Annotated in this window: 22 protein-coding genes; 10 read left to right on the top strand and 12 right to left on the bottom strand. The window is 64.7% G+C overall.

What is annotated here, in order from left to right:
* Positions 1–130: 130 nt before the first annotated feature.
* The gene (locus tag EDE08_RS19400) at positions 131–1,327 is read right to left on the bottom strand and encodes a serine hydrolase domain-containing protein (protein ID WP_131870411.1); all 1,197 of its coding nucleotides are present in this window, start codon (positions 1,325–1,327) and stop codon (positions 131–133) included.
* A gap of 353 nt (positions 1,328–1,680) precedes the next feature.
* Between EDE08_RS19400 and EDE08_RS19395 the strand changes: the two genes are divergently transcribed.
* Together EDE08_RS19395 and EDE08_RS19390 are read left to right on the top strand one after the other, a co-directional pair.
* On the top strand, positions 1,681–2,001 hold the full coding sequence (locus EDE08_RS19395; RefSeq protein ID WP_131870409.1) for a hypothetical protein: 321 nt from the start codon (positions 1,681–1,683) through the stop codon (positions 1,999–2,001).
* A gap of 104 nt (positions 2,002–2,105) precedes the next feature.
* Entirely contained in the window at positions 2,106–3,599 is a 1,494-nt protein-coding gene (locus EDE08_RS19390; protein ID WP_131870407.1) for an NAD-dependent succinate-semialdehyde dehydrogenase, read from the top strand.
* A 103-nt stretch (positions 3,600–3,702) separates the two neighbouring features.
* On the opposite strand, the gene EDE08_RS19385 is transcribed toward EDE08_RS19390, so the two are convergent.
* The 3 genes from EDE08_RS19385 to EDE08_RS19375 all read right to left on the bottom strand — a co-directional run bounded on the left by EDE08_RS19385 (position 3,703) and on the right by EDE08_RS19375 (position 7,458).
* Entirely contained in the window at positions 3,703–5,085 is a 1,383-nt protein-coding gene (locus EDE08_RS19385) for a hypothetical protein (RefSeq protein WP_131870405.1), read from the bottom strand.
* A 463-nt stretch (positions 5,086–5,548) separates the two neighbouring features.
* A complete protein-coding gene (locus EDE08_RS19380) occupies positions 5,549–6,463 on the bottom strand; it encodes a phosphoribosylaminoimidazolesuccinocarboxamide synthase (RefSeq protein ID WP_131870403.1) in 915 nt (304 codons plus the stop codon).
* A 77-nt stretch (positions 6,464–6,540) separates the two neighbouring features.
* Complete coding sequence (locus EDE08_RS19375; RefSeq protein ID WP_028178100.1) at positions 6,541–7,458, bottom strand: pirin family protein; 918 nt, start codon at positions 7,456–7,458, stop codon at positions 6,541–6,543.
* Positions 7,459–7,701: 243 nt separating this feature from the next.
* Here EDE08_RS19375 and EDE08_RS19370 point away from each other — a divergent pair, with 243 nt between their 5' ends.
* Both EDE08_RS19370 and EDE08_RS19365 read left to right on the top strand, forming a co-directional pair.
* Entirely contained in the window at positions 7,702–8,757 is a 1,056-nt protein-coding gene (locus tag EDE08_RS19370) for a helix-turn-helix domain-containing protein (RefSeq protein WP_131870402.1), read from the top strand.
* 147 nt (positions 8,758–8,904) lie between these two features.
* Positions 8,905–10,374 (top strand): serine hydrolase domain-containing protein, encoded by a 1,470-nt coding sequence (locus EDE08_RS19365; RefSeq protein WP_131870400.1) that lies wholly within the window; start codon positions 8,905–8,907, stop codon positions 10,372–10,374.
* A gap of 94 nt (positions 10,375–10,468) precedes the next feature.
* Here EDE08_RS19365 and EDE08_RS19360 read toward each other — a convergent pair whose 3' ends face one another.
* A complete protein-coding gene (locus tag EDE08_RS19360) occupies positions 10,469–11,833 on the bottom strand; it encodes an MmgE/PrpD family protein (protein WP_131870398.1) in 1,365 nt (454 codons plus the stop codon).
* A gap of 118 nt (positions 11,834–11,951) precedes the next feature.
* Between EDE08_RS19360 and EDE08_RS19355 the strand changes: the two genes are divergently transcribed.
* Positions 11,952–13,067: an FUSC family protein gene (locus EDE08_RS19355; RefSeq protein ID WP_131870397.1), complete on the top strand. Its 1,116-nt coding sequence runs from the start codon at positions 11,952–11,954 to the stop codon at positions 13,065–13,067.
* Position 13,068: 1 nt separating this feature from the next.
* On the opposite strand, the gene EDE08_RS19350 is transcribed toward EDE08_RS19355, so the two are convergent.
* Genes EDE08_RS19350 through EDE08_RS19340 form a run of 3 tightly spaced genes read right to left on the bottom strand, consistent with a single transcriptional unit; the run spans position 13,069 to position 15,601 of the window.
* Complete coding sequence (locus EDE08_RS19350) at positions 13,069–13,719, bottom strand: 2-hydroxychromene-2-carboxylate isomerase (protein WP_131870395.1); 651 nt, start codon at positions 13,717–13,719, stop codon at positions 13,069–13,071.
* Positions 13,716–14,204, bottom strand: coding sequence for a DUF2867 domain-containing protein (locus tag EDE08_RS19345; RefSeq protein WP_131870394.1), 489 nt, complete (start codon positions 14,202–14,204; stop codon positions 13,716–13,718). The genes EDE08_RS19350 and EDE08_RS19345 overlap by 4 nt, the downstream gene beginning before the upstream one ends.
* Positions 14,201–15,601: an MATE family efflux transporter gene (locus EDE08_RS19340; RefSeq protein WP_131870392.1), complete on the bottom strand. Its 1,401-nt coding sequence runs from the start codon at positions 15,599–15,601 to the stop codon at positions 14,201–14,203. Before EDE08_RS19340 ends, EDE08_RS19345 begins: the two co-directional genes overlap by 4 nt.
* Positions 15,602–15,762: 161 nt before the next feature.
* Here EDE08_RS19340 and EDE08_RS19335 point away from each other — a divergent pair, with 161 nt between their 5' ends.
* From EDE08_RS19335 to EDE08_RS19315, 5 genes are all read left to right on the top strand, one after another.
* Positions 15,763–16,494 carry an outer membrane protein gene (locus EDE08_RS19335; protein ID WP_165936041.1) on the top strand — a complete coding sequence of 244 codons (732 nt, stop codon included), beginning with the start codon at positions 15,763–15,765 and terminating at the stop codon, positions 16,492–16,494.
* Between the two features lie 169 nt (positions 16,495–16,663).
* On the top strand, positions 16,664–17,194 hold the full coding sequence (locus tag EDE08_RS39665; protein ID WP_245524826.1) for an RNA polymerase sigma factor: 531 nt from the start codon (positions 16,664–16,666) through the stop codon (positions 17,192–17,194).
* Complete coding sequence (locus EDE08_RS19325) at positions 17,191–17,619, top strand: hypothetical protein (RefSeq protein WP_131870387.1); 429 nt, start codon at positions 17,191–17,193, stop codon at positions 17,617–17,619. Before EDE08_RS39665 ends, EDE08_RS19325 begins: the two co-directional genes overlap by 4 nt.
* A complete protein-coding gene (locus EDE08_RS19320) occupies positions 17,616–18,056 on the top strand; it encodes a periplasmic heavy metal sensor (protein ID WP_131870385.1) in 441 nt (146 codons plus the stop codon). Before EDE08_RS19325 ends, EDE08_RS19320 begins: the two co-directional genes overlap by 4 nt.
* Positions 18,057–18,134: 78 nt before the next feature.
* Positions 18,135–18,437 carry a hypothetical protein gene (locus tag EDE08_RS19315; RefSeq protein ID WP_131870383.1) on the top strand — a complete coding sequence of 101 codons (303 nt, stop codon included), beginning with the start codon at positions 18,135–18,137 and terminating at the stop codon, positions 18,435–18,437.
* Positions 18,438–18,443: 6 nt separating this feature from the next.
* Here the strand turns inward: EDE08_RS19315 and murA are convergent, their stop codons facing one another.
* From murA to EDE08_RS19295, 4 genes are all read right to left on the bottom strand, one after another.
* On the bottom strand, positions 18,444–19,736 hold the full coding sequence (murA, locus tag EDE08_RS19310) for a UDP-N-acetylglucosamine 1-carboxyvinyltransferase (RefSeq protein WP_131870381.1): 1,293 nt from the start codon (positions 19,734–19,736) through the stop codon (positions 18,444–18,446).
* Between the two features lie 137 nt (positions 19,737–19,873).
* Entirely contained in the window at positions 19,874–20,341 is a 468-nt protein-coding gene (yidI, locus tag EDE08_RS19305) for an inner membrane protein YidI (protein ID WP_131870379.1), read from the bottom strand.
* A gap of 179 nt (positions 20,342–20,520) precedes the next feature.
* Positions 20,521–22,092 (bottom strand): MDR family MFS transporter, encoded by a 1,572-nt coding sequence (locus tag EDE08_RS19300; protein ID WP_131870378.1) that lies wholly within the window; start codon positions 22,090–22,092, stop codon positions 20,521–20,523.
* Complete coding sequence (locus tag EDE08_RS19295) at positions 22,089–23,255, bottom strand: HlyD family secretion protein (RefSeq protein ID WP_131870376.1); 1,167 nt, start codon at positions 23,253–23,255, stop codon at positions 22,089–22,091. Before EDE08_RS19295 ends, EDE08_RS19300 begins: the two co-directional genes overlap by 4 nt.
* Positions 23,256–23,329: the final 74 nt, after the last annotated feature.

Here is a 23,329-nt window from a genome sequence, read left to right as displayed (position 1 = left end):
CTCCAGCCCGAGTCCTTCAACTCAAGTCCAGCTCAAGTTCTTGCCTCTCATGCCCGGAGCGAGAGTCTCCGGGCACGAGAGTGTCCATTGTACCGTGAGCGCGCGACAAGTCGCGCCTCATACCAAGCGGCTACGCTGCCTTCTGCCCGCTTCCAGCCGCATCCAGCCCGGCATAGACTCCGCGCTCGAAACCTGCGAAGGCCTCCAGGCATTTCGCGTCGCCGAACGGCAACAGCTGCATCAGGATCACGCCGGTGACATCGCGCGCGGGATCGATCCAGTAATAGGTGTTGGCAAGGCCCGCCCAGGCGAGACTGCCGGCGCTGCGGCCCTCGGCGGTCTTGACGGTGTTGATCATGAAGCTGAGGCCCCATTTCTTCACCTGATCCGGATAGAGATCGACGTCGTTGGTGTACATCGGCGCCGCCGTTGCCATCTTGGTCATGACGAGATCGCCCATCTGGTTCTGGCTCATCATGGCGATCGTGTCGGCCTTCAGCACCTGGTTGCCGTTGCCGCGGCCCTCGTTGAGGATCATCTGGGTGAACTTGATGTAGTCGGCCGCGGTCGAGTAGAGGCCGCCGCCGCCCATGTGGAATTCCGGCTCCTGCTCGAGCTCGAACGGGATCGATGCGAGCTGACCATCCTCGCCGCGCGCATGCATGCCGACCAGCCGCTTGCGCATGCTGTCGGTGATCTTGAAGGCCGTGTCGCCCATGCCGAGCGGGTTGAACAGATTGTCGCGCAGATAGGCGTCCAGCCGCTTGCCGCTGACGGCTTCCACTGCCTTGCCGACGAAATCGATGTTGGTGCCGTATTCCCAGCGCGTGCCGGGGTCGCTCATGATCGGGGTCTTCAGTGCCGCATTCTGGCAGGTGGTGATGGCGGGGATGCCGTTCTTGTCCAGATAGACCGCGAGATCGCCGTTCCACATATTGTAGCAGAAGCCGGCGGTGTGGGTCATGAGCTGGCGCAGCGTGATCGGTCCCTTCGCCGGGCGCAGCTTCGCCTCGCCGTTGGCGTCGAAGCCTTCCAGCACCTGCGGATTGGCGAGATCGGGCAGGACATCGCCGATCGGCGTATCCAGCGACAGCTTGCCCTGCTCGACCAGCTGCATTGCGCCCGCTGTCGTCACCGCCTTCGTCATCGATGCGATCCAGAACACGCTGTCGGCGGTCATCGGATCGGGCTTGGACAGATCGCGTTGGCCGAACGCGCCCTGATACAGCACGTCGTTACCGCTGGCAGCGATGGCGACGACGCCGGGAATCTCCTTGGCCTCGCTCTTCTGACGCAGAATCTCGTCGATCTCGGCTTTGCTTTGCATGGGGTTTCCTCGGGTTTGATTATTGTTGGAGTGATTGATTGTCGCCCCACATGCCCGGCGCGGCAAGCGGGCATCTACGCGCATGCGCCGGTCGCGATGTCGTGACTTGACGGTCTTGGTCCCACGCAGGACGACAACGGGGCTGGGCGGCGACCTTCCTTTGCAATCTGCGGTGGATGCCCGCGCGCCGCCCTCACCCTGGATGGGGCTCCAGGCGATAGGTTTCACCCGTTTTGCGGACGCCTGAAACATTTCGTGAGCTGCCGCGTTCAGCACCCCGGTCCGATCCATGGGCCGGTCAAGACTTGATGCAAATGTTGCCGTCCGAGGATGGGTGGCGAGGGGGACCTCAGATGATTTCGACCTGGAGCGACTGGAAGCGCTATCCCCGTCAGGGACGCGGCGAGAACCTGGAGGCGCCGATTTCGCCCGGTATTTACGAGGTCCGCATCGCCGGCACCGGCGCACTCTATTCGTTTGGCGCCGTCGACAATCTGGCCCAGGCGCTGGCGCTGCTGCCGGTCGGCTCGAGGTCATGGTTCGGCCGCCGCGACACCTCTTCAGTCCCCGATCTCGAATACCGGACGTGCGCGACGTCCACGAAGGCCGATGCCAAGGCCGCGGCCGAGCGCATGATCGGCCGTCGCGAGACCTATATGAGCGGCGCGGCGTAAGGCCGCTGCCAGTCTGGCTGCCATCTGACGTGCGTTGCAGGGCGATGCATTGCGCATCGTCTGTCCCTATATTGCGGCCGATCCGATCGCCAGGGAGAAACGCCATGACCCAGACCGCCGCCGCCCGCGCCCCGCAAGCCACGTCCAATCTGCGCGACCGGTTGAAGGATCCGTCGCTTTTGAGGGAGGCCTGCTACATCGACGGCGCCTGGGTCGGCACGCCGGTCTTTGCGGTCAACAATCCCGCCACCGGCATTGAGCTCGCCAAGGTTCCGCAGCTTGGTGCCGAGGAGACGACCAGGGCGGTCGAAGCCGCCGAGCGCGCCTTTCCGGCCTGGGCCAAGCACACCGCCAAGCAGCGCTCCAACATCCTGCGCAAATGGTTCGAGCTGATCGTCGCCAATCGCGAGGACCTTGCGCTGATCCTCACCTCCGAGCAGGGCAAGCCGCTCACCGAGGCGCTCGGCGAGGTCGACATCGGCGGCGCCTATGTCGAGTTCTTCGCCGAGGAGGCGAGGCGCGTCTATGGCGAGACTATTCCGACGCAGCGCCCCGATGCGCGGCTGCTCGCGATCAAGCAGCCGATCGGCGTCTGCGGCGCCATCACGCCGTGGAATTTCCCGAACTCGATGATCACGCGCAAGGTGTCCCCGGCGCTCGCCGCCGGCTGCACCGTGGTGCTCAAGCCCGCCAACGAGACGCCGCTGTCGGCGCTCGCGCTTGCCGCGCTCGCCGAGAAGGCGGGTGTGCCCAAGGGCGTCTTCAACATCGTCACCGGCGATGCCCCACCGATCGGCAAGGTGTTGTGCGAGCATCCGGCCGTGCGCTTCGTCGGCTTCACCGGCTCGACCGCGGTCGGCAAGATCCTGTATCAGCAGGCTTCGGTCGGCGTGAAGCGGCTCGGCCTCGAGCTTGGCGGCAATGCGCCGTTCGTGGTGTTCGACGACGCCGACATTGACGCCGCGGTCGAAGGCGCGATCGTCTCGAAATACCGCAACATGGGCCAGACCTGCGTCTGCGCCAACCGCCTCTACGCCCAGGACAAGATCTACGACGAGTTCGTGCAGAAGCTGTCGAAGAAGGTCGCGGCGATGAAGATCGGCGACGGCACCGAGAGCGGCGTCACCCAGGGGCCGCTGATCAACATGAAGGCCGTCGACAAGGTGGAGCGCCACATCGCCGATGCCGTGAAGCGCGGCGCCAAGGTCGTCACCGGCGGCAAGCGCAGCGAGCTCGGACGCTCGTTCTTCGAGCCGACGGTGCTGGCCGACGTCAAATCGGACTCCCTGGTGGCGCAGGAGGAAACCTTCGGCCCGCTCGCACCTGTCATCCGCTTCAAGGACGAAGCCGATGTGATTGCGATGTGCAACGCCTCGCCGTTCGGCCTGGCCTCCTACTTCTATTCCCGCGATCTCGGCCGCGTCTGGCGCGTCGCCGAGGCGCTGGAGTCGGGCATGGTCGGCGTCAACACCGGTCTCATCACCACGGAGGTCGCGCCCTTCGGCGGCGTCAAGGAGAGCGGCCTCGGGCGCGAAGGCTCGCATCACGGCATGGAAGAATATGTCGAGATCAAATACGTGATGATGGCGGGGGTGTAGCCCCGGCCTTTGTGCGCGACATTCGCCTTTCACCACCCGCATTTTTTCGCCGGCCGGCACACGCGCGGCCGTCGAAGGGGGATCAGCCAGGGCTTCACGCCAATCACGCCTTGGCAGCAACGTACCCGTAAAAATTCATGAGGAAGTCCTTGGTGGCGAGGGGCTTTATGGCGCCGGCTTTATTCGGGTGCGGGATCTCGTAGTCGCCATTGCCCCATGAGAAAACCTTCGCCTTCACGGACCCGTTCACGACCTGTATCTTCTCGCGCAGCACGACCCAGTGCATCGTGAACGCGGAGCCTTTATCGGACTGATCATCATAGTCCGTCATATTGGCGCTTATGAAGAGGCATACGCGATACCCCTTGTCGAGCAGGGTGTTGGCTTCGTTTACATCGGCGATGCCTTTGTTGAAGCGCGAAATGTTGGTGTTCTCGCGCACGTCCCGGTATCCGGCCTTGCGGAACCATTGCTCCATCTCGCTCGGCAGGGTGACGCCGGCAAGATCGCTGATTCTGCCCGTGTCGTCGAAATCGAGGAACCAATTCTCTGAATCGCGTATGGAGGCGCACGTCAGCCAATCGACGTGGTCCAGCGACCAGGGCGGCGTGTAGTTCCTCACATCCTTTCCCGGCTTGATCAGCAGGCGGCCAAGAGTCGCCTGTCCCTTCTGATACAGGTCGATCGCGAACCGCGCGTAGTGCCCCGGCTTATCGGATGCGTAGCTGAACATCAGCGCGGAGGGCCCGCACAGACTTCCCTGATCCTGATCGATGAGGCTCGGCTTCGCGATGCGCCTGAGAATACCTATGCCGACGCGGTGCGGGTCGAGCTTCGGAAAGAACGTGGTCCTCGTGTTCTTGAGGAAATCGCAGACCATTTCTGCGGCGAGTTTCCTGTGATCCGAATTGAGGTCGTACGGTCCGATTCCAAGCCACTTCTTCTGTTCGTCGCCGACGAAGAGGTTGATGAGCTTTTTCGAAGTCGGGGAGAGCGTTCTGGAGGTATTCGCAATGGTGAGCAGGTCGTCCAGCTCGAATGCGGTGACCATGCCGTCCGTGACGGTGGCCCGGATGATATCGACCACCTCCGCGTAATCCAGCTTCAAATCGTCGGCGATGCCTTTGCTAAGTGCAGAATTGACGGAAGGAGTAGCGACGGCATCCCACTGGCCCTTTTGCGGGGCGGGCTTGGCGGCCGCCTTTGTCGACAGTTCAGCGAGCCGCTTGAATGTCGGGCCCGCAGGCCGGATGTAACCGTCGGGCGTGCCGGGAAAGTTCTTCTTTTGGAAATACAGAATCGAGGTGTAGAGGCTGTCGCTGGCGTGACCGGTCACGACCAGCTGCGGCTTGAGCATGTTCTCAGCACCACCGTCGGAAATGGAGATCTTGTTGAGCAGCGAAATGACCAGCTCCTGGTCCTTTTTCCAGTTCTGGCAGCTTCGACCCGTCGCCGCGACCCGTCCGACTTTATCTTTCAGCTGCATATGGTGTCTCCTTCGATACCAAAATGCTGCCTCGAACCTCCTGACATGCGGCCGGCTGAGGCAGGCGCTGTTGCCAACTCTTCCGCTGTAGAATGTTGGTCGCACCTGCCGGCCTTCGTGTTCACCCGCAAGCGCCGCGGCTATCCTGTTGTAACTTTCACTAGTGCGTGATGGCTGCCATTCTTTCTCGTGCTGCTTGGCCCGGTGAGCCGAACTGATAAGGCCGGCATCTTCGTCGGCAATGCCGCAGACGAGCATCGCGCCACGCGCCAGCCAAGTTCGTCTCACCTGCTGATCCGGCCGCCGCTGAACGGGAGCCCATGGTGGGCAAGTGTTCCTGCGCCTATTCCGCCAACGACATGGTCGATGTCGACAACGGCATCGTCGTTGACGTCGAAGCGACGACCGCAATCCGACGGACGCCTGAGGCAAGCGCGTCGCGCGGGGACGACGATAGTGTGCGCTAGATCTTCAGCTCTTTCCCCGTCACGCGCCGATACGCTTCCAGATATCGTCTGCTGGTTGCATCGACGACGCTGGCCGGCAGTGGGGGCGGCGGGGCGTCGCCGTTCCAGCGGCCGGCGCGGCGTTCGACGTCGAGATAGTCGCGGAGCGGCTGCTTGTCGAAGCTCGCCTGCGGCTGACCGGGCTTGTAGGCATCCACCGACCAGAAGCGCGAGGAATCCGGCGTCATCACCTCGTCGATCAGGATGATGCGGCCGTCCTTGTCGCGGCCGAACTCGAACTTGGTGTCGGCGATGATGATGCCCTGCTCCCGCGCCAGCTCCTCGCCGAGCGTGTAGATCGCGCGCGTCATGCTCTCCAGCGTGTAGGCGACCTCGTCGCCGACCACTTCGCGCATCCTGGCGATGGTGATGTTCTCGTCATGGCCGCTCTCGGCCTTGGTCGCCGGGCTGAAGATCGCGGGCTCCAGCTTCTCGCTTTCGACGAGACCGGCCTTCAGCTTCTCGCCGGCCAGCGTGCCGCTCGCGACATATTCCTTCCAGGCGGAGCCCGAGAGATAGCCGCGGATCACGCATTCGATCGGGAATACGGTGGTCCGCTTGCACAGCATGGCGCGGCCGAGGATCTCGGCGCGGTGCGGTTTCAACGCCGGCACGGCCGCGACGATCTCGTCGCTGTCGGCGCTGATCATGTGATGCGGCACCACGCCTTCGAGTTCATTGAACCACCACGCGCTGATCTGCGTCAGCACGGCGCCCTTCATCGGGATGGTCTCGGCCATCACCACGTCGAAGGCGCTGATGCGGTCGGTGGTGACCAGCAGCAGACGATCATCGTCGACGGCGTAGATATCGCGCACCTTGCCGCGTCCGATCTTGGGCAGGGGCAGGTCGCTGGAGAGCATGGTGGACATCGGTATGGCTTTCGCAGGCAGGGCCTTCAGGCAATGAACCGGCCGCGCCGGATGGCGCAGCCGGAAACCCGATTAGCCTATTCCGGCAGCGGAATGAACTCGTGTTCCTGCGGAACTGCCGCGAAGCGGCCGGTTTTCCAGTCCTGCTTGGCCTGCTCGATCCGCTCCTTGCTGGAGGAGACGAAATTCCACCAAATGTGGCGCGGTCCTTCCAGCGCATCGCCGCCGAGAAACATCATCCGCGTCGCCTTGAGCGCCTTCACAGTGATGCGGTCGCCGGGCCGGAAGATGAGGAGCCGCGGCCCCTCGTAACGTTCGTTCGCGATCTCCACCTCGCCCTCCACCACGTAAATCGCGCGCTCCTCATGATCAGGATCGAGCGGCACGGTCGCGCCCGCGACTGCCGTGACCTCGGTGTAGAACCAGGGCGACACCATCGTGACGGGCGAGGCGATGCCGAAGGACGAACCCGCGATCACGCGTGCGGTAAAATCACGCTCGGAGATCATCGGCAGTTCGCCGGCGGCGTAGTGCTGGAACGACGGCGCGATCTCTTCCGATCCGGCCGGCAGCGCGATCCAGCTCTGCAATCCCAGCATCTTCTGGCCCGAGGCGCGCTGCGCGTCCGGCGTGCGCTCGGAATGCGCGATGCCCCGTCCGGCCGTCATCAGATTCATCGCGCCCGGCGCGATCTCCTGGACGTTGCCCTCGCTGTCGCGATGCATGATCGCGCCGTCGAACAGATAGGTGACGGTGGCAAGCCCGATATGCGGATGCGGACGCACGTCCATGCCCTTGCCCGAGACGAACTGCACCGGGCCGAAATGGTCGAAGAAGATGAAGGGCCCCACCATCTGCCGCTTGCCGTGCGGCAGCGCCCGCCGCACCGCGAATCCGTCGCCGAGATCGCGCGTCCGCGGCACGATGACGAGATCGAGCGCATCGCAGGACATGGGATCGCCGAGCACGGGATCGTTCGAGGGTTGCCAGCTCATGGGGGACTCCTTTTTGTATCTCAGTGAGTCTGATCGTAGCAGAATTTCGCAGCATCGTCGCGGCAAAGCCCGGACAAGACGTCGTGTCGCAATGAGGCCTCATACTCCGCTGTCATCGCCCGCGAAGCCGGGCGATGACAGCGGTGGAGGTGGCTCTAGGCCTGGCCTGCGGATGGTCCTTGAAAAACCTGGCGCAACCAACGATGTTTGGCGGCCTTCAACTGCGACCGATCGCACCACCCGATGACCCTTGCCGCAACCGAGCTTGCCTTTCGCGCCGCCAGCGTCGCGCTGTTGCTGGTGCTGGCGGCGTCATTGCTCTCCGACTTCTGCAAGGTGCTGGCAGCCCGCCTCGGCGCGGCCTTCGCGCTCGGCTCGGCCGCGCATGCGGCGAGCTATTCGATCGGCGTGTCGTCGCTGGTCCCGGCGTGGCATGCACCGCTGATTGCGCTCTCGACTGGCAACATCGTGGTGTTCTGGCTGTTCACGCGCGCGCTGTTCGATGACGAATTTCGCCTGCAATCGTGGCACGGGTTGATCTGGGCGGCAGTGACTGCCTTCAGCCTTGTCGGGTGTCTCTGGATCGCACCCGGCGGGAACATGCGCTTCTCCGTGATCGCAGTCGATTTGATCGTGCTCGGTTTCATCGCGCTCGCGGTGGTGCAGACGATCGCCTCGTGGTCGGCTGATCTGGTCGAGCGCCGCCGCAATGTTCGTGTCTTCATCGTCTGCGCCGCCGCGCTCTATGGCGGGTTGAATGCGCTGCTTCAGATCCTCGTTGCCGGCAGCGCAGGCGATGTCGCCAACACGATCAATGCCGGTGTGCTCGCCTGCATCGTTGCGGCCATTGCCTATGCGATGATGCGCGTCGACGGCGCCGATCTGTTTCCGGTGTCAACGTCCGCGCCGGCGATTCTGGCCCAACCCGGGAGGGCCGATGAATCCGCCGACCGGAAGCTCATCGATGCCCTGATGCGCCTGATGGCGGACGAACGCATCTATCGCCAGGAGAACATCACCATCGGCGTGCTGGCGGGCCGGCTCAAGATTCCCGAGTACCGCCTGCGCCGGCTGATCAACCAGCAGCTCGGCTATCGCAACTTCAATGTGTTCCTGAACAACCACCGGATCGAGGAGGCCAAGGCCGCGCTCGCCGATCCCGCCCAGGCGGCGGTCCCTGTCATCACCATCGCCATGGACGCCGGCTTCCAGTCGCTCGGACCGTTCAACCGCGCCTTCAAGGCGGTGACGGGTGTGACGCCGACGGAGTATCGCCGGCTGAAGACGACTGCGGCCTAGTTTCCAAGCCACTAGAATCACACTGAAATTTCAGAATCGGCGAGGCTGGTCCGGTTTCGACAAGGTCATTTTCCAGATCCGGCGAGCGCACCTCCGCCGGCTCCGGCTTCCTCCTCGGCATACGCCCCAGCCTGAGAAAGAAAGCCCGTGACCCGCCGCCGCAAAATCATCCTCCTTGCCACCACCATGGCCTATGCCGGCCTCGCGCTCGGCGCAGCCCGCGCTCGCGACGTGCCGAAGGTCGCAACCGGCTTCGTGGCCGACATCCTGTGCTCCGAGACGTTCGTCTCCGGCCTCGATCCCAGGCGCACCTTCGCGGAGACCATTGACGCGATGCCGGGTACCGGCTTGATCAGCTGGGCGATGGATTACCAGATCGATCGCGCGCGCAAGGATGTCACGGTGACGCTGTTCGGTCTCGGCCGCAGCCACGCGGTCTATCGCGAGGGCCTCGGCTGCACGCTCGAGCACGGCGCTGGCGTTGCCGCCGTCGAGCCGCCCGCAGGTGACAGGCAGCCGGCATTGCTGCCCGAGATCGCCGGCCCCGCGATCGTGCCGCCGCAAAGCCCCTCACTTGCCGCCGCGCTCGACCGTGCCTTCACCGAGCCCTCGCAGCCGCCCCACCGCCGCACCCGCGCCATCGTCGTGATGAAGGCCGGGCGTGTCATCGCCGAGCGCTACGCCGACGGCATTGGACCTGAGACGCCGCTGCTCGGCTTCTCTATGACGAAGTCGGTGATCTCGGCCTTGATCGGCGTGCTGGTGCGCCAGGGCAAGCTGAAGCTCGATGGCCCCGCGCCGGTCGCGGCCTGGAAAGATCCGGATGATCCGCGCCATGCCATCACCGTCGATCAGCTGCTGCGCCACACCGCGGGCCTTGCACTCGGCAGCTCGCTGCAAGCCTCGCTCGGCTCGGCGTTCGAGCCGGTCAACCGGATGAAATTCGTGGAGACCGACATGGCCGCCTATGCCGAGACCATCCCGCTCGAGACCGCACTTGGCACGGCGTGGAACTATCACGACGGCAACATCCTCATTCTCTCGCATCTGATCCGCGTGGCCGCCGGCGGCAATCCCGCTGACGCACTCCGCTTCGCGCGCCACGAATTGTTCGCGCCGCTCGGCATGCGCCATGTCGTGCTCCAGCTCGACGGCTCGGGCACGATCGAAGGGTCGAGCGAGATGCTGGCCCCCGCACGCGACTGGGCGCGCTTCGGCCAGCTCTATCTCAATGACGGCGTCGCCGGCAGCAAGCGCATCCTTCCTGAGGGCTGGGTGAGCTACACGGCCACGCCCACGCCGAACGCGTGGGTCGGCATCGGCGCCGGCTTCTGGACCAACCAGGGCGACAGTTTTGGCGCGAAGTTTCGCGTGGAGCACGGCTGGCCGCGCGATGCCTTCTTCGCCAAGGGCACGATCGGGCAATACACCATCGTGATCCCGTCGGAGAAGCTGGTGATCGTGCGCATGGGACGCTCGCCGAATGCGCCGCCGGAAGCGGACGGCGTGTTCGATCTCGTGCGCGATGTGGTGGCGGCCACGCGCGCCATCTCTTCTCCCTCTCCCCGCTTGCGGGGAGAGGGTTGGGGTGAGGGGGAGTCTCCGCAAGGAAGGTGAGAGTTGGATTCGTGGAGACTCCCCCTCACCCGGAATCCAAGCTGCGCTTGGATTCCGGCCTCTCCCCGCAAGCGGGGAGAGGCGAAGAGATCCACTACCTTCCCAATTCCGTCGCCTTGGCGACGCGATCGAACCGCTCCAGCGTCATGATCGCGTCCGCAAACTTCTCCGCGCGTGCGTTCAGCACGGGGCGGGCGAGTGTCAGGAACTTCTGCTGCATCGCCTGCGTGTCCGGAAACGAATTCGGCTCGCCGGAGGGATCGGCATAGAGCCGCTCGTGCACGCCATCATCCGTCGTGATGCTGACGCGGGCGCCGAACGGATGAGTGCGGCCCTCCAGCCGATCGTCCTGCACCACGTCGAACCTGTCGGCCAGCGCGTCGATCGCGGCATCGCCCAGGCGGTTGTAATCGTCCCAGCCGAACGAGCCTTGGTCGAGCGCGAGCGCGCCGGTGAAGAACATCGAGAACTGGCCGCCGACGATCGAGCGCGGGTGGCGCTTGGTCGCTGCATCCCCGGTCAGCGTGATGCCGTTGCGGTGCAGGCCGATCTCGACGCGCTTGACCTGGTCCGGCGTCAGATTGTGCTCGCGCCGCATCGCGATCAGCGCGTCGATCGCGGCATGGGTGTAGCGGCAGCTCGGATAGGGCTTCACGCCGATCTTCATGGTCTCGTAGGTCTTGCCGAGTTCGGCGACCGCCTTGTCCGGATGTGCGTCGTCGGTGTAGCCGGCGAGCAGGCCGTGCTTGCCCTCGACCGATTCCGTCGCGCCGACGAAATCGTTGCGCGCCAGCGTCGCGGCGATCACGCCGTTCATCGCGGCGGCGCCGACCTGGTAACGCTTGTTCCAGGCGCCGTTGACCAGAAATTGCAGCGAGCCCGCGGCCTGGCTGCCGGAGACGCCGAAGGCAGCGATGAGCTGCTTCTCGCTGAGGCCGAACAGCTTGCCGGCCGCGGCGGCCGCACCATAGGTGCCGGCGGTCGCTGTCGGGTGGAAGCCGCGCGCATAATGCGAGGTCGGGTCGAGCGCGTTGCCGAGCCGGCAGCAGACCTCATAACCCGCGACGATCGCGGTCAGCACGTCACGGCCGGACGCGCCGACCATCTCGCCGACGGCGAAGGCGGCAGGAACCACCGGTGCGCTCGGATGCAGCGAGGAATCGGCGTGGGTGTCGTCGAAGTCGAGGGAATGGCCGAGCGCGCCGTTGAGCAGCGCTGCGACCGCCGGCGTCCAGGTCTTGGTATCGCCGAACACGGTGGATTCGCCCTTGGTGTCGAGCGCCAGCGCCTCCAGCATTTTCAGCATCGACGGGGTCGATTCGGCCTCGCGTCGCGCCCGGATCGCGCTGCCGAGGAAGTCCAGCGTCAGCACTTTTGCGCGATCCAGCACCTCCGCTGGAATATCCCGGTATTTCAGGTTGAAGACATAGGCGGCGAGCGTTGCGGTTTCGTGGGCCATCGTGTTTCCTCGTTTTGGCGCGCAAGTTAGGCGGGCTGATTTGGCCTTTCAAGCGGCCTTGGGGCTGCGGGCATCAGCCATGCTTTTGCTTGGCTTCCAGGATCGGACCGGGACTTCGATGGCACTCAAAAATGAGCTGTTCGACCATATCAGGTCGCGGCGGACGCAATTGGGGCTGGCGATCCGGGTCACGGTGGCCGCGGCTGCGGCCTATGCGATCGCCACCGCGCTGCATCTGTTGCTGCCGCTCTGGGCGGTGCTGACCTCCCTGATCGTGACCCAGATGAGTGTCGGCCGTTCGCTGAAGGCGACGCGCGACTACATGCTGGGCACCATCGGCGGCGCCGTCTATGGCGGCGCCATCGCGATCCTGATCCCTTACTCCAGCGAAGCCGGTCTGCTGGGGCTTCTGGTGCTCTCCGTCGCCCCGCTCGCCTTCATCGCCGCGATCAATCCGAGCCTCAGCGCGGCTACGGTCACCGCGGTGATCGTGCTCCTGGTCCCGACCCTGCATCATGCCGATCCCATGACCTCGGCGATCGACCGGGTCAGCGAGGTTGCGGTCGGCGCCGTCACGGGGCTGCTGGTCTCGTTCCTGGTGCTGCCCTCGCGCGCGGTGCGGCAGATTCGCGCCAGCGCGGCGGTTCTGCTCGAATTGATCGCGGATGCCTTCACCGAGCTGCTCGCCGGCCTCACGCGCGGCCGCGACAACGATGCGCTGCACCGGATCCAGGACGGCATCGGCACCGCCATGGTCAGCCTCAACGCGATCGGCTCCGAGGCCGAGCGCGAGCGCGCCGCGCGCCTGTCGAGCGGCCCGGACACGGGCCCCTTGCTGCGGACCATCCTGCGGCTGCGCCATGACGTCGTGATGATCGGCCGGGCCACCGTGGTGCCGCTGCCGGCCGACGTGCAGACGCGGCTCGCAGGCCCGCTGGCGGAAGTCTCGACCGTGATCGCGCGCTTCCTGCGTTCGGCTGCCAGCGCCTTGCGTGAAGGCGCCGGCGCGCCGCCAATCCATCCCGTCCACGTCGCGCTCCAGCATTACGCCGAGGCGGTCGCGTCTGTCCGCCAGGATGGCCTGATTCGCGGCCAGCCCGGCGACACCGCCGAGCGCTTCTTCGCGCTCGGTTTCTCCCTTGAGCAGATGCATCAGAATCTGTGCGACCTCGACCGCGTCGTCGGCGAATGGTCGGAGGCGGCGGCCGGCAAGTCCGCGCGGGTGGCGGAGTAAGCTACCGCTTGGTCAGGCCCTTGCCCTGCATGCGCCAGATGAGGAGATCGATGCGGTCCTGGCCGAAGAACGGCTCGTTCTCGAACACGAAGGTTGGCACGCCCCAATGGCCGGAGGCCGCATGGTCCTTCTCGTTCTCCGCAATCACCCGCTCGTAGCGGTCCGGGTCGGCGGTGATGGCGGCATCCATCGCCGCGAGATCGAAGCCGGCCGCTGCGGCGGCGCGTGCGAGGTGATCGCCTTCGTTCCATCTTGCCACCGAGCCGTCCCATAGCACGGGCGCGATCGCAGAGGTGAACACGAGCGAGCGTCCCTCGAACTGCGCCATGGCGCCCAGACGGGTCAGGCGATGGATGTAGGGCTGCTCGGCCGCGACCTCCAGCGTCGTCATGTCCTGCACGATCGGGTCGGGGCGGGGAAAGCGGAACGGAATGCCCTCGTATTCCGCCACGCGGGTGGAATCTCGGACAACGTAGCGCGCGAACTGCGGGTTGGCCTTCTTGAAGAAGCCGGGCACGCGCACGGCGAGCGGATAGACCGGACGCAGGTTCACCGCGAGATCATAGTCTTCGACGAGTTTCAGCGTCTTGGGCAGCGCCAGATAGCTGTAGGGGCTGCGGAAGGAGAAGAAGAGATCGACTGACAAGGTCATCGCGCCGGCTCCACGATCCGTCCCATCATGCTGCGGACCACGAGCTTGTGGAAGGGCATGATGAGGGTGAGATAGGTCCTTCCGAGCAGGTTATGTGTCCGCACCAGCGTCGTCGAGGTCACCCGACGGCTCGCGGCATTGCCCTCCACGTCGACCACGATGCGGAAGTCGAGGTGAGAATCGTCGAAGCCCGCGACCAGCCGCTCGGGAGTTTCACTCAACACCGGAAACAGACCGATCATGCCGCCGGGCGCCGGCGCGCCCTCGCCCGATGTCTTCAGCCCGAATGGCTTCACCAGAATGTTGCGCAGGCGCAGCAGCGCGTCGACCCAGCGCGGCCCATCCAGCACCATCCTGGTGCAGGCCTCGCGGGCATTTACAGCCGTCGCGCCGACTTCCACGCGAAACGCGTCGATGAACTGGGCGCCGGCCAGCACTGCACTGGCGTCGACCTCCGGCGTGACTTCGCGGACCATCCCGATCATCCCGCCAATCTGCGCGTCAGCATCCGGAAGCGCAAGATCAGCAGCCCGGCATAGACGAACGTGCCGATCGAGAATCCGATCCAGACCCCGACCGCGCCCAGCCCTGTGTGGAACGCCAGCATCCAGCCGATCGGAAAGGCGACGCCCCAATAGCCGATCGCCGCGAACAGCAGCGTCATCCTGGTGTCGTTGATGCCGCGCAGCGCGCCGCCCATGATGGTCTGGAGGCCGTCGGCGATGAAGAAGGTGGCGCCGACCACCAGCAGTGTCGCGGTCAGTTCGATGGTGGCGGCGCTTTCGCTGCCGCCGCCGAAGAACAGACGGCCAAGCTGGTAGCGCCCGATGATGATGGCGATCGTCAGCGCCGACACCAGCGCGACGCCGAGCACGGCCGCGGCGAGCCCTGCACGCTTCACGGCCGCGGCATCGCCGCGGCCGAAGGCATGGCCGACCCGCACCGTCGCCGCCATGCCGATGCCGAGCGGCACCATGAACAGCACGGCCGTCACCTGGAGCGCAATCTGGTGCGCAGCAATGGCGGCGGTCGAGATCAGTCCCATCAACAGTGCCGCCGAGGAGAACAGGCCATATTCCAGCAGCAGCGCAAACGAGATCGGCGCGCCGACCGCGATTAGCTGGCGCATCAACGGCCAGTCGATCCGCCAGAGATGCGCGAGCGGATGATAGTCCGCGAACGGCTTGCGCCATGCGGCAATCGCGAGCGCGGCGATGAAGGTGCCGAGGTTGACCAGCGTGGTCGCCAGCCCTGCGCCGAACAGGCCGAGCTCCGGCAGGCCGAACAGGCCGTGGATCAGGACGTAGACGAGGACGGCATTGACCGGGATCGCCGCCACCGTGATCCACAATGGCGCCTGCGGCCGGTTCACCGCGCTCATCATGCCACGCAGGGCGATGAAGCCGAGCGCCGGTGCAATGCCCCAGGCAAGTCCATTCAGGTAGTGCTGGGCGAGGCTGGCCGAATGCGGGGCCTGTCCGAGCGCGAGCAGGATCTGCTCGCCATAGAGCGGCGAGGCCATCATCGGCAGCGAGATCAGCAGCGCGACCCAAAGTCCGACGCGCAAGGAGCGGCGGATCAGCCTGACATCGCCGGCGCCGAACGCCTGCGCCACCAGCGGCGACACGGCGGACGTCAATCCGAGCCCGAAAGTGAAGCTGACGAAATAGACCGTATGGGCCAGCGCCGCCGCAGCCACCGCATCCTCGCCGAGCCGCCCGATCATCGCGAGATCGGTGGTGATCATCGCGATCTGCCCGAGCTGCGTCAGCATCAACGGCACAGCGAGGCGCAGCGTCTCGACGAATTCTTGCGCGAGATGGCTTGGCGGCGCATCCGAGCGTGCTCGGTACGGCTGTTTGGTATCCACAAGATCGGTCATGGCAGGGGCATAGCAGCCCCGATTGGCGAAGTAACGGCAAAGAAACGATGCGGTCGGGGTCCCGCCGGAAAAAAGCGCGCGCTGAGCGAAGGAAAGTGTGGCTTGCGCCGTATTCGTCATGTGCGGCGAACTTCCGCCGGTCTCGGATTGGGAATTTGAGCATGATAGCGCGATTTGGACTGAGGCTCGCCGCAGTGAGCATCGGTTCTGCCATGAGTGCTGGCCACGTCGCGGCGGCCGATCTGAGGCTGCCTGTCTCACCCCCGCCGCAAGCCCAGGCCGCGTCGGCGGCTCTCTTGAGCTGGGCCGAGCCCTATTTCGGCGTCCAGGCCGGCTATCTGTCGGGCCGCTCCGAGGTCTCATTTCCCACCACCGGTGAATTTCACTTCGTCGATCCCAAGGGAGCCACGGCAGGCGCCACGGCCGGCTTCGCGGCGCAATGGGGCCGGATCGTCGCCGGCATCGAGGGCGATGTGAATTTCGTCGATGCGCGCGCGACCATCGATACCGGCTTTGCGCCGACCCCCGCCGTCACGCAGCTTCAATCCGCCGTCAACTGGAATAGCCATCTGCGCGGGCGCATCGGCTACGCTTTCGACCGGACGCTGCTGTTCGCCAGCGGCGGCCTTGCGATCGCAGGCGTGGAGAGCAAGGCGTTCGACAATGCGAGCGGCACTGTTGCGAACTGGAGCGACACCCGAATCGGCTGGTCGATCGGAGCGGGCGCGGAATTCCGCTTCGCCCGGCCGGCGTCGCTGCGGCTCGAATATCTCTATGACAATTACGGATCAAAGACGCTCGGAGCACAGACGGTCGGGGCGACCGCTTTCGGTGAGCGCGAATCCAGGCTCGATACGCATACCGTTCGAGCCGGCGTGTATTGGCGATTTTGACCGGGGCGATCGCGGCTTGTTGCCGCAGGTGCCTCAATTGAAGCGGCGGTGCGTCCCGGCAATGCGGCATATCTCTCCCGGCCGGGACCGGCTCGCACTCCGCAGCAACGATGGCCGCAGGCCAGGGCAACAGATCGAGATGACGGAAGAGCCATCGGACGAGGCCTTGATGGCGGAGGTTTCGGCGCGGCGGCAGCATGCGTTTCGTATTCTCATGCGGCGTCACATGCCGCGGGCGCTGCGGGTCGCCGAGCGGATCGTCCGCGATCCAGTCGAGGCCGATGACATCGGCCAGGAGGCGTTCATGCGCGTCTGGACTCACGCGGCTTCGTTCGATCCGCAGGTTGCGAAATTCACGACCTGGCTCTACCGCATCGTCCTCAATCTGACGTTCGACCGCACGAGGCGCCGTACGTTCCAGCCGCTCGATGCGGCTGGTGATGTGCCCGATACGGGGCCGCACGCGGTCGAGCGGCTGATCGCCGATGAGGAATTCCGCCTTCTCAACCGCGCAATGCTCGCATTGTCGGACCGCCAGCGCGGCGCGATCGCGCTCTTCCACATGGAGGGATTGAGCGGCGAGGAGGCGGCGAAGGCGATGAACCTCAGCGCCAAGGCGTTCGAATCGCTGCTGGGCCGCGCCCGCACGGCGCTCAAGGCAAATGTTCAGAAAATACAGGACACGGGGAGCTACGCATGACGCCCGATCAGTTCAGACGATTGGCCGAGACGTGGGGAGGCGATGTCGAGCGCTGGCCTGCGGCAACGCGTGAGGCCGCGCGGCGACTTGCGGCGAGTGCGGAAGGAGCTTCCGTCCTGGATCAGCAGGCGCGCCTCGACGGCCTCCTTGCGGTCGCCCCGGAGATCGAGACCGAAAGAGCGGATCGTTCAAGCTTGCTCGTGCTGCAAAGGCTGGCCGCGCTGCCGCAGCAGCATCGGCCGCCATGGCATCGCCGCCTGCTGCGCTGGCCGGCTCTCGTTCCCGCCGCAAGCCTCGCCTGCTCCGTGATGGTGGGCGTGTGGCTGGCGGGGACGATTCCCTATGTCCATCCGTCGTCGGACCCCTTGTCCGTCATGAGCGGTGTCTTCGACGTCTACGCAATCGGTTTTGGATCGGGGAAATGAAGTTCTGGCGAGAATCGTCTACTCTGCGAGCGCTCGTGCTGGTGTCGCTCTGCCTCAACGTCATCCTGTTCACTTATGTCTCCGTGCAATGGCTGCGGCCCGGCGGTCTCGTGCCGGGCGAGGGTCTGCCGCTCCGGATGATCGAGCGTGTGGCGGAGAGATTGCCCAAGGAAGACGCAGAGGTCCTGTGGAGTATCTATCAGGGCAAGGAGGCCGAGCTGCTGCCTCTCCAGACCGAGTACCGGCACGCGCTGGTGAAGGCCATGAAGGCCGCGGCACAGACGAACCTGGACAAGGCCGAGCTGGAGGCTGCCGTCAAGGATGCCCGCGACAAGCGCGTGAAGATCGGCGACGTCGTCGTCGCGACGTTCGTCGAGATGCTGGAGCGAATTTCACCGAAAGGACGCCGCCAACTCGTCGGCGGCTATTTTCGCTGAGCCGCGCAGAGTGAACGAGGGATTCGGCCCGTCCAGACGTATCACCTACATCGATGTCTGCGAATTGGTGGAGATGATATGGTGCAACGATTTGGTCGGCCGGCAAGCGGACCGGTGGTGAGCTTCTCGCGGCGGTCGGCCGTTTATGTCAGGGCGGGTCTCGCCGCTGCGAGCCTGATCGCACTTCTCGTGCTGTTCCTGTCCCAGGCCTCCGCAGGGGATGCGCGGAGTGAGGCAAAGCAGGCCTGCAAGGCCGACTATTCACGGTTCTGCGCCGGCACCATGCCCGGGGGAGGCCGCATCCGCAAATGCCTCGGCGACAATTACGCGAGCCTGTCCGCGACCTGCAAACAGGCTCTCGACGCGAACCCGCCGAAATAGTGCGGCCTAGCTCCGCGCCGGCACGCGCTTGATCTTCGCCCCAAGCGCGTTCAGCCGTTCCTCGATGCGCTCATAGCCGCGCTCGATCTGATCGGCGTTGTTGATGGTCGAGGTGCCCTCGGCGCACACCGCGGCGAGCAGCATCGCCATGCCGGCGCGAATGTCCGGCGACGTCATCGTCGCGCCGTGCAGGCGGCTGGGACCTGCGATGATGGCGCGGTGCGGGTCGCACAATACGATGCGGGCGCCCATCGCGATCAGCTTGTCGACGAAGAACATCCTGGATTCGAACATCTTCTCGAACATCAGGATCACGCCCTCGCATTGCGTGGCGGTGACGATCGCGATCGACATCAGGTCGGCCGGGAACGCCGGCCAGGGCTGGTCCTCCAGCTTGGGCACATGGCCGCCGAAATCGTCCTGGATCTTCAGGGTCTGGTTCGAGGGCACGATGAGATCGTCGCCTTCGACGCGGCAGACGATGCCGAGCCGCTCGAAACCCATGCGGATCGAGCGCAGATGCTCGATGCCGGCGCGCGTGATGCGCAGCGGCGAGCGCGTCACCGCGGCAAGGCCGATCAGCGAGCCGACCTCGATGTGGTCGGGCTGGATCCGGTAAGTCGTTTCCCCCAGCGTCGCCGGCCCATACACGGTCATGGTGTTGGTGCCGATGCCTTCGATCCTGGCGCCGAGCGCGACCAGGAAATTGGCGAGGTCCTGCACATGCGGCTCGGAGGCCGCGTTGCGCAAATAGGTGACGCCGTCGGCGGCGACCGCCGCGACCAGCGCATTCTCGGTCGCGGTGACGCTGGGCTCGTCCAGGAACACATCCGCTCCGGCGAGCTTTGGCGCGCGGAATTCCAGCCGGTCGGTCGCGGTGACCTTTGCCCCCAGCTGCTCCAGCGCCAGCACATGGGTGTCGAGCCGGCGGCGGCCGATGACGTCGCCGCCCGGCGGCGGCAGCATCACCTCGCCGCAGCGGGCGAGCAGGGGTCCCGCGAGCAGGATCGAGGCGCGAATGCGCACGCAGAGCTCGGGGTCGAGATCGGCGGCGCGGATGCTCTTGGCGTGAATCACCAGCGTATTGCGGTCGGTCCATTCCGCCGACGCGCCGACCGAGCGGATCAACTCGACCAGCGTCTCGGTGTCGCGGATCCGCGGCACGTTGTGGAGCGTCACCGGATGCTCGGTCAGCAGCGCGGCGGCGATGATGGGTAGCGCCGAGTTCTTGTTGCCGGACGGCTCGATCGAGCCCGAGAGCCGGTGACCGCCCTCGACGATGTATTGGATGGGCGCCACTTGATCTCTCGCTGTCCTGTCGCGGTGGGTGGGCTGCTTCGGAGGCGGAAACTACCGAGAATTGAGCAGGGTAGCAATTCTGCACTTGCCGCGGCCGTGGGTCGCTGCTGGCCCGAACAGGCCGGCTGCACCAGCGTTTAGAACAAGCCGATGATATTCGCCACCACATAAAGGATCACGATCACCATCAAGACGCCCATCGCCAGGAAGGAGATCTCGACGGCGATGGCGCCGGCCCCCAGTGCGGCTGCCACGCCGGCCAGCAGCCTCTCTTCGCGAAACACCAGGGCCAGAACCGAGAACAGGATGGCGAGCAGGCCGAGCGAGATCGCGCCGATGGAGGATGCCTCTCGCAACTGGCTTCCCGTCGACTTCTCGCGCGGCGGCGCCTGATATTCGACGCCTTTGACACGCGCGATCAGGCGGTCCTTCAGGCGGTGGCCGGTGTCGACAATCACCTTGTCGGCCGGCGGCGGCGGATAGAGCACCGGCACGACCCAGTGCGGCAGGACGGCCGCGATCAGTGCCAGCACCCCGACGATGCTGCCGATCACGCCGAGACGGCGGGAGGGCGGGGTGGAGCTGGTCGCCGCGGAGATGGTCATGACGTGGCGCTTCCCGGCCGGAACTGGCGCTGCGGGTTCATGCCACTTCGTCGCGATGGCTGCTGGTGAGGTTCACCGGCGCCCAAACCGATCCCGGAATGCGATGGGATTGGGCTTGATTTGAGGTTGGCTTGATTGTGCGTCGAGGAGGGTTCGCCGATCCCGCTTGAGGGGGTTTCTCATCCGGCAGGAGCCCGCTTGATCATCGGCGATCTTGTGAGCGCCACGGCAAGCACGGCAGTTAGTAAGACGACTGCTATCGAATAGAACGCGTCTGAATAGGCCATTATTGTTGCCTGTTGCTTGACAAGTTCACCGAGCAAGATCTCGGCTTGCTGATAGGAGCGCGCCGGATCTGGCACGCCATGGGGCAAGAAGTACTGTTGCATCCGGGTCAGGAAAGACTGGTCGATCGGATTGAACGACGTCACCGCTTGCCCGATGATGTTGGAGTGGAACTGCTCGCGTTTCGTGATGACTGTGGCCAGCGCGGCCGTTCCAATAGCGCCGCCCAGACTGCGAAGCATATTGAACAGGCCAGACGCCGCCGCCGATTCATCCGGCTTGATGTGCGCCATCGCGATGCTCGATAAGGGGGCAACGAGGAGCGACTGGCCGACCGCGCGCACCAGGTTGGTCAACATCAATTGCGGCCCGGAGTCGTTCAAGCTCAGATGGATATTCATGACACAGCTCGCTGCGAACACGATCAGTCCGGCGCAGACGACCACGCGCACATCGAAGTACTTGAGGATGAGCGGGACAAAGGGAATGATGACGAGCTGAGGGAAGCCTGACCAGGCGAGCACAAGCCCGATCTGTTCGGCATTATAGCCTTGGACGGAATCGAGATAGGCCGGCAGCACATAGACCGATCCGAACAAGCCGAATCCGACGAGTGTGTTGGCGAGTGTACCGAGGCCAAAATTGCGATTCGCAAGCAGGCGAAGCTGCACGGCGGGCTTGTCGCTTCTCAGCTCGATGACCGCGAACGCCGTCAACATGACGGCCGCGACGATGGCGAGATGCGCGATGTAGGGAGAGCCGAACCAGTCGTCCTTGTTGCCCTCGTCGAGCACGGTCTGAAGGCAGGCAAGCCCTATCGCCAACGAGCCTATGCCGTACCAGTCGCCCTCTTTGAGAAGGTGCAACTGCATCGGCGTGTGGTCGAGGCTCGGGAATAGCAAGGCGAGCATCACGGAGCCGGGGATAAGATTGATGAAGAAGATGTATTGCCAGCCAAAGTGCTCGGTGAGATAGCCCCCGATGGTCGGCCCAATGGCCGGACCGAAGGTGGCTGTGACCGCGAATATCGCCAGCCCGATCGGGCGTTGTCCGGAAGGGAGCTTGGTAAGCAGGATGGTGAATGCCATCGGAATCATGACGCCGCCCGTGAAGCCCTGCAGCGCGCGGGTGACGATCATGGTGCCGAGGCTGTCGGCAAAGGCGCAACTGACCGAGAAAGTCAGAAAAAGCACCACGTTGGTCAGCAGGAATCGGCGGAAGCCGAACACGCGACTGAGATAGTCGGTCAGCGGAATCATGATGATCTCGCCGATCAGGTAAGACGTCGATATCCACGCGCCGTTGTCGATCCCCGTGCCGATTCCTCCTTCAATTTCCGCAAGCGATGAATTGACGATCTGGATGTCCAGCACGGCGATCAGCGCCCCGAGCATGCAGCCATAGACGGCGACCCAGGTCCGCAGTGACGCGCGCTCGGTGTCCCGATCATCGATCGCGCCGCTCATCGCTGTGAGCCCTGGGGAGTGGCGCCGCGCCTTGTGTCGATTGTCGCAGTCACCGACATGCCGGGACGCAGCATGCCGGCGAGCGGGTCGTTCGGGTCAACGGCGATCTTGACCGGAATGCGTTGAACAATCTTCGTGAAATTGCCGGTGGCATTGTCGGGCGGCAGCAGAGCGAACTCCTGTCCGCTGGCAGGCGCCAGGCTGTCGACCCGGCCGCGAACTCGTTTCCCGGGAAACGCATCGACGTCGAGGGCGACGGGTTGCCCGGCGCGCACCTCGGCCAGTTGGGTTTCCTTGTAGTTCGCCACAACGTAGATCTTCGCGAGCGGAACGATGGCGAGAAGCTGGGTGCCTGGCTGAACGTACTGGCCAAGCCGCAGCGTGCGATCGCCGATGACGCCATCAACCGGCGACGTGATCGTGGTGTATCCGAGATTGATCCGTGCCTGCCGCAATGTCGCTTCGTTTCGCTTGAGTGTCGCCTTGGCCTGCGCCAATTGAGCATTCAGGGTTTCGATCTGCTTTTTGGCGGCATCAAGCGCGGCCTGGTCCTTGGCGACGATCGCCGTCGCGGTATCGATCTGCGAGGCCGCCTGCTGTGCGTCCTGGACCGAACCGTAGCCGTCGTCTGCGAGCTTGCCGTAGCGTTGACTGTTCTCTTTCGCAAACAGCTCCTGCGCCTTGTCCGCATCGATTGTCGCCTCGGCTTGGCGGATCATGGCCCGCTGCTGAGCGATCTCGGCCTCGATGGTGGCGATCCCGGCGGTGGCCTGCTCGACGCCAGCGGCTGCCTGCTCGACAGCCGCCTCGTAGTCGCGTTGGTCGATGACGGCCAGAACCTGCCCGATCTTCACATGCTGGTTATCGTCAACGAACAATGATGCGATATTCCCCGCAACCTGTGGTGCGATCGAAACGACATCGGCCTGCACATAGGCATCGTCTGTAGCGGCTTCGAAGCGCCAATGCGCCCAATACCTCCAACCGGTATAGGTCCCGCCGCAAACCGCCGTAATCGCCAATATCACGGGCACCAAGTGTCTCAGCAACGGACGCGCCCGCTCTGTGGACGCGCTGCCCAGACGTTCGGATGCCCCAGTTGCAGCGTCTCCGGAAGGCGAGACGCGCCCCTCCGTTTCAATGCTCGTCGCGGTGGAGGTCATTGCTCCCGAGCCCTTTCAGGATGATCCAGGCATCATTGTTCAGAACGCCGGCATTGCGTCTTCTCGGGTGAGCA

The sequence above is a fragment of the Bradyrhizobium sp. R2.2-H genome, assembly GCF_004346455.1.
GTDB classification, from domain to species: Bacteria; Pseudomonadota; Alphaproteobacteria; order Rhizobiales; family Xanthobacteraceae; genus Bradyrhizobium; species Bradyrhizobium diversitatis.
The sequence above is the reverse complement of the archived record's forward strand: the minus strand, read 5'-3'. Positions and strand labels throughout refer to the sequence as shown.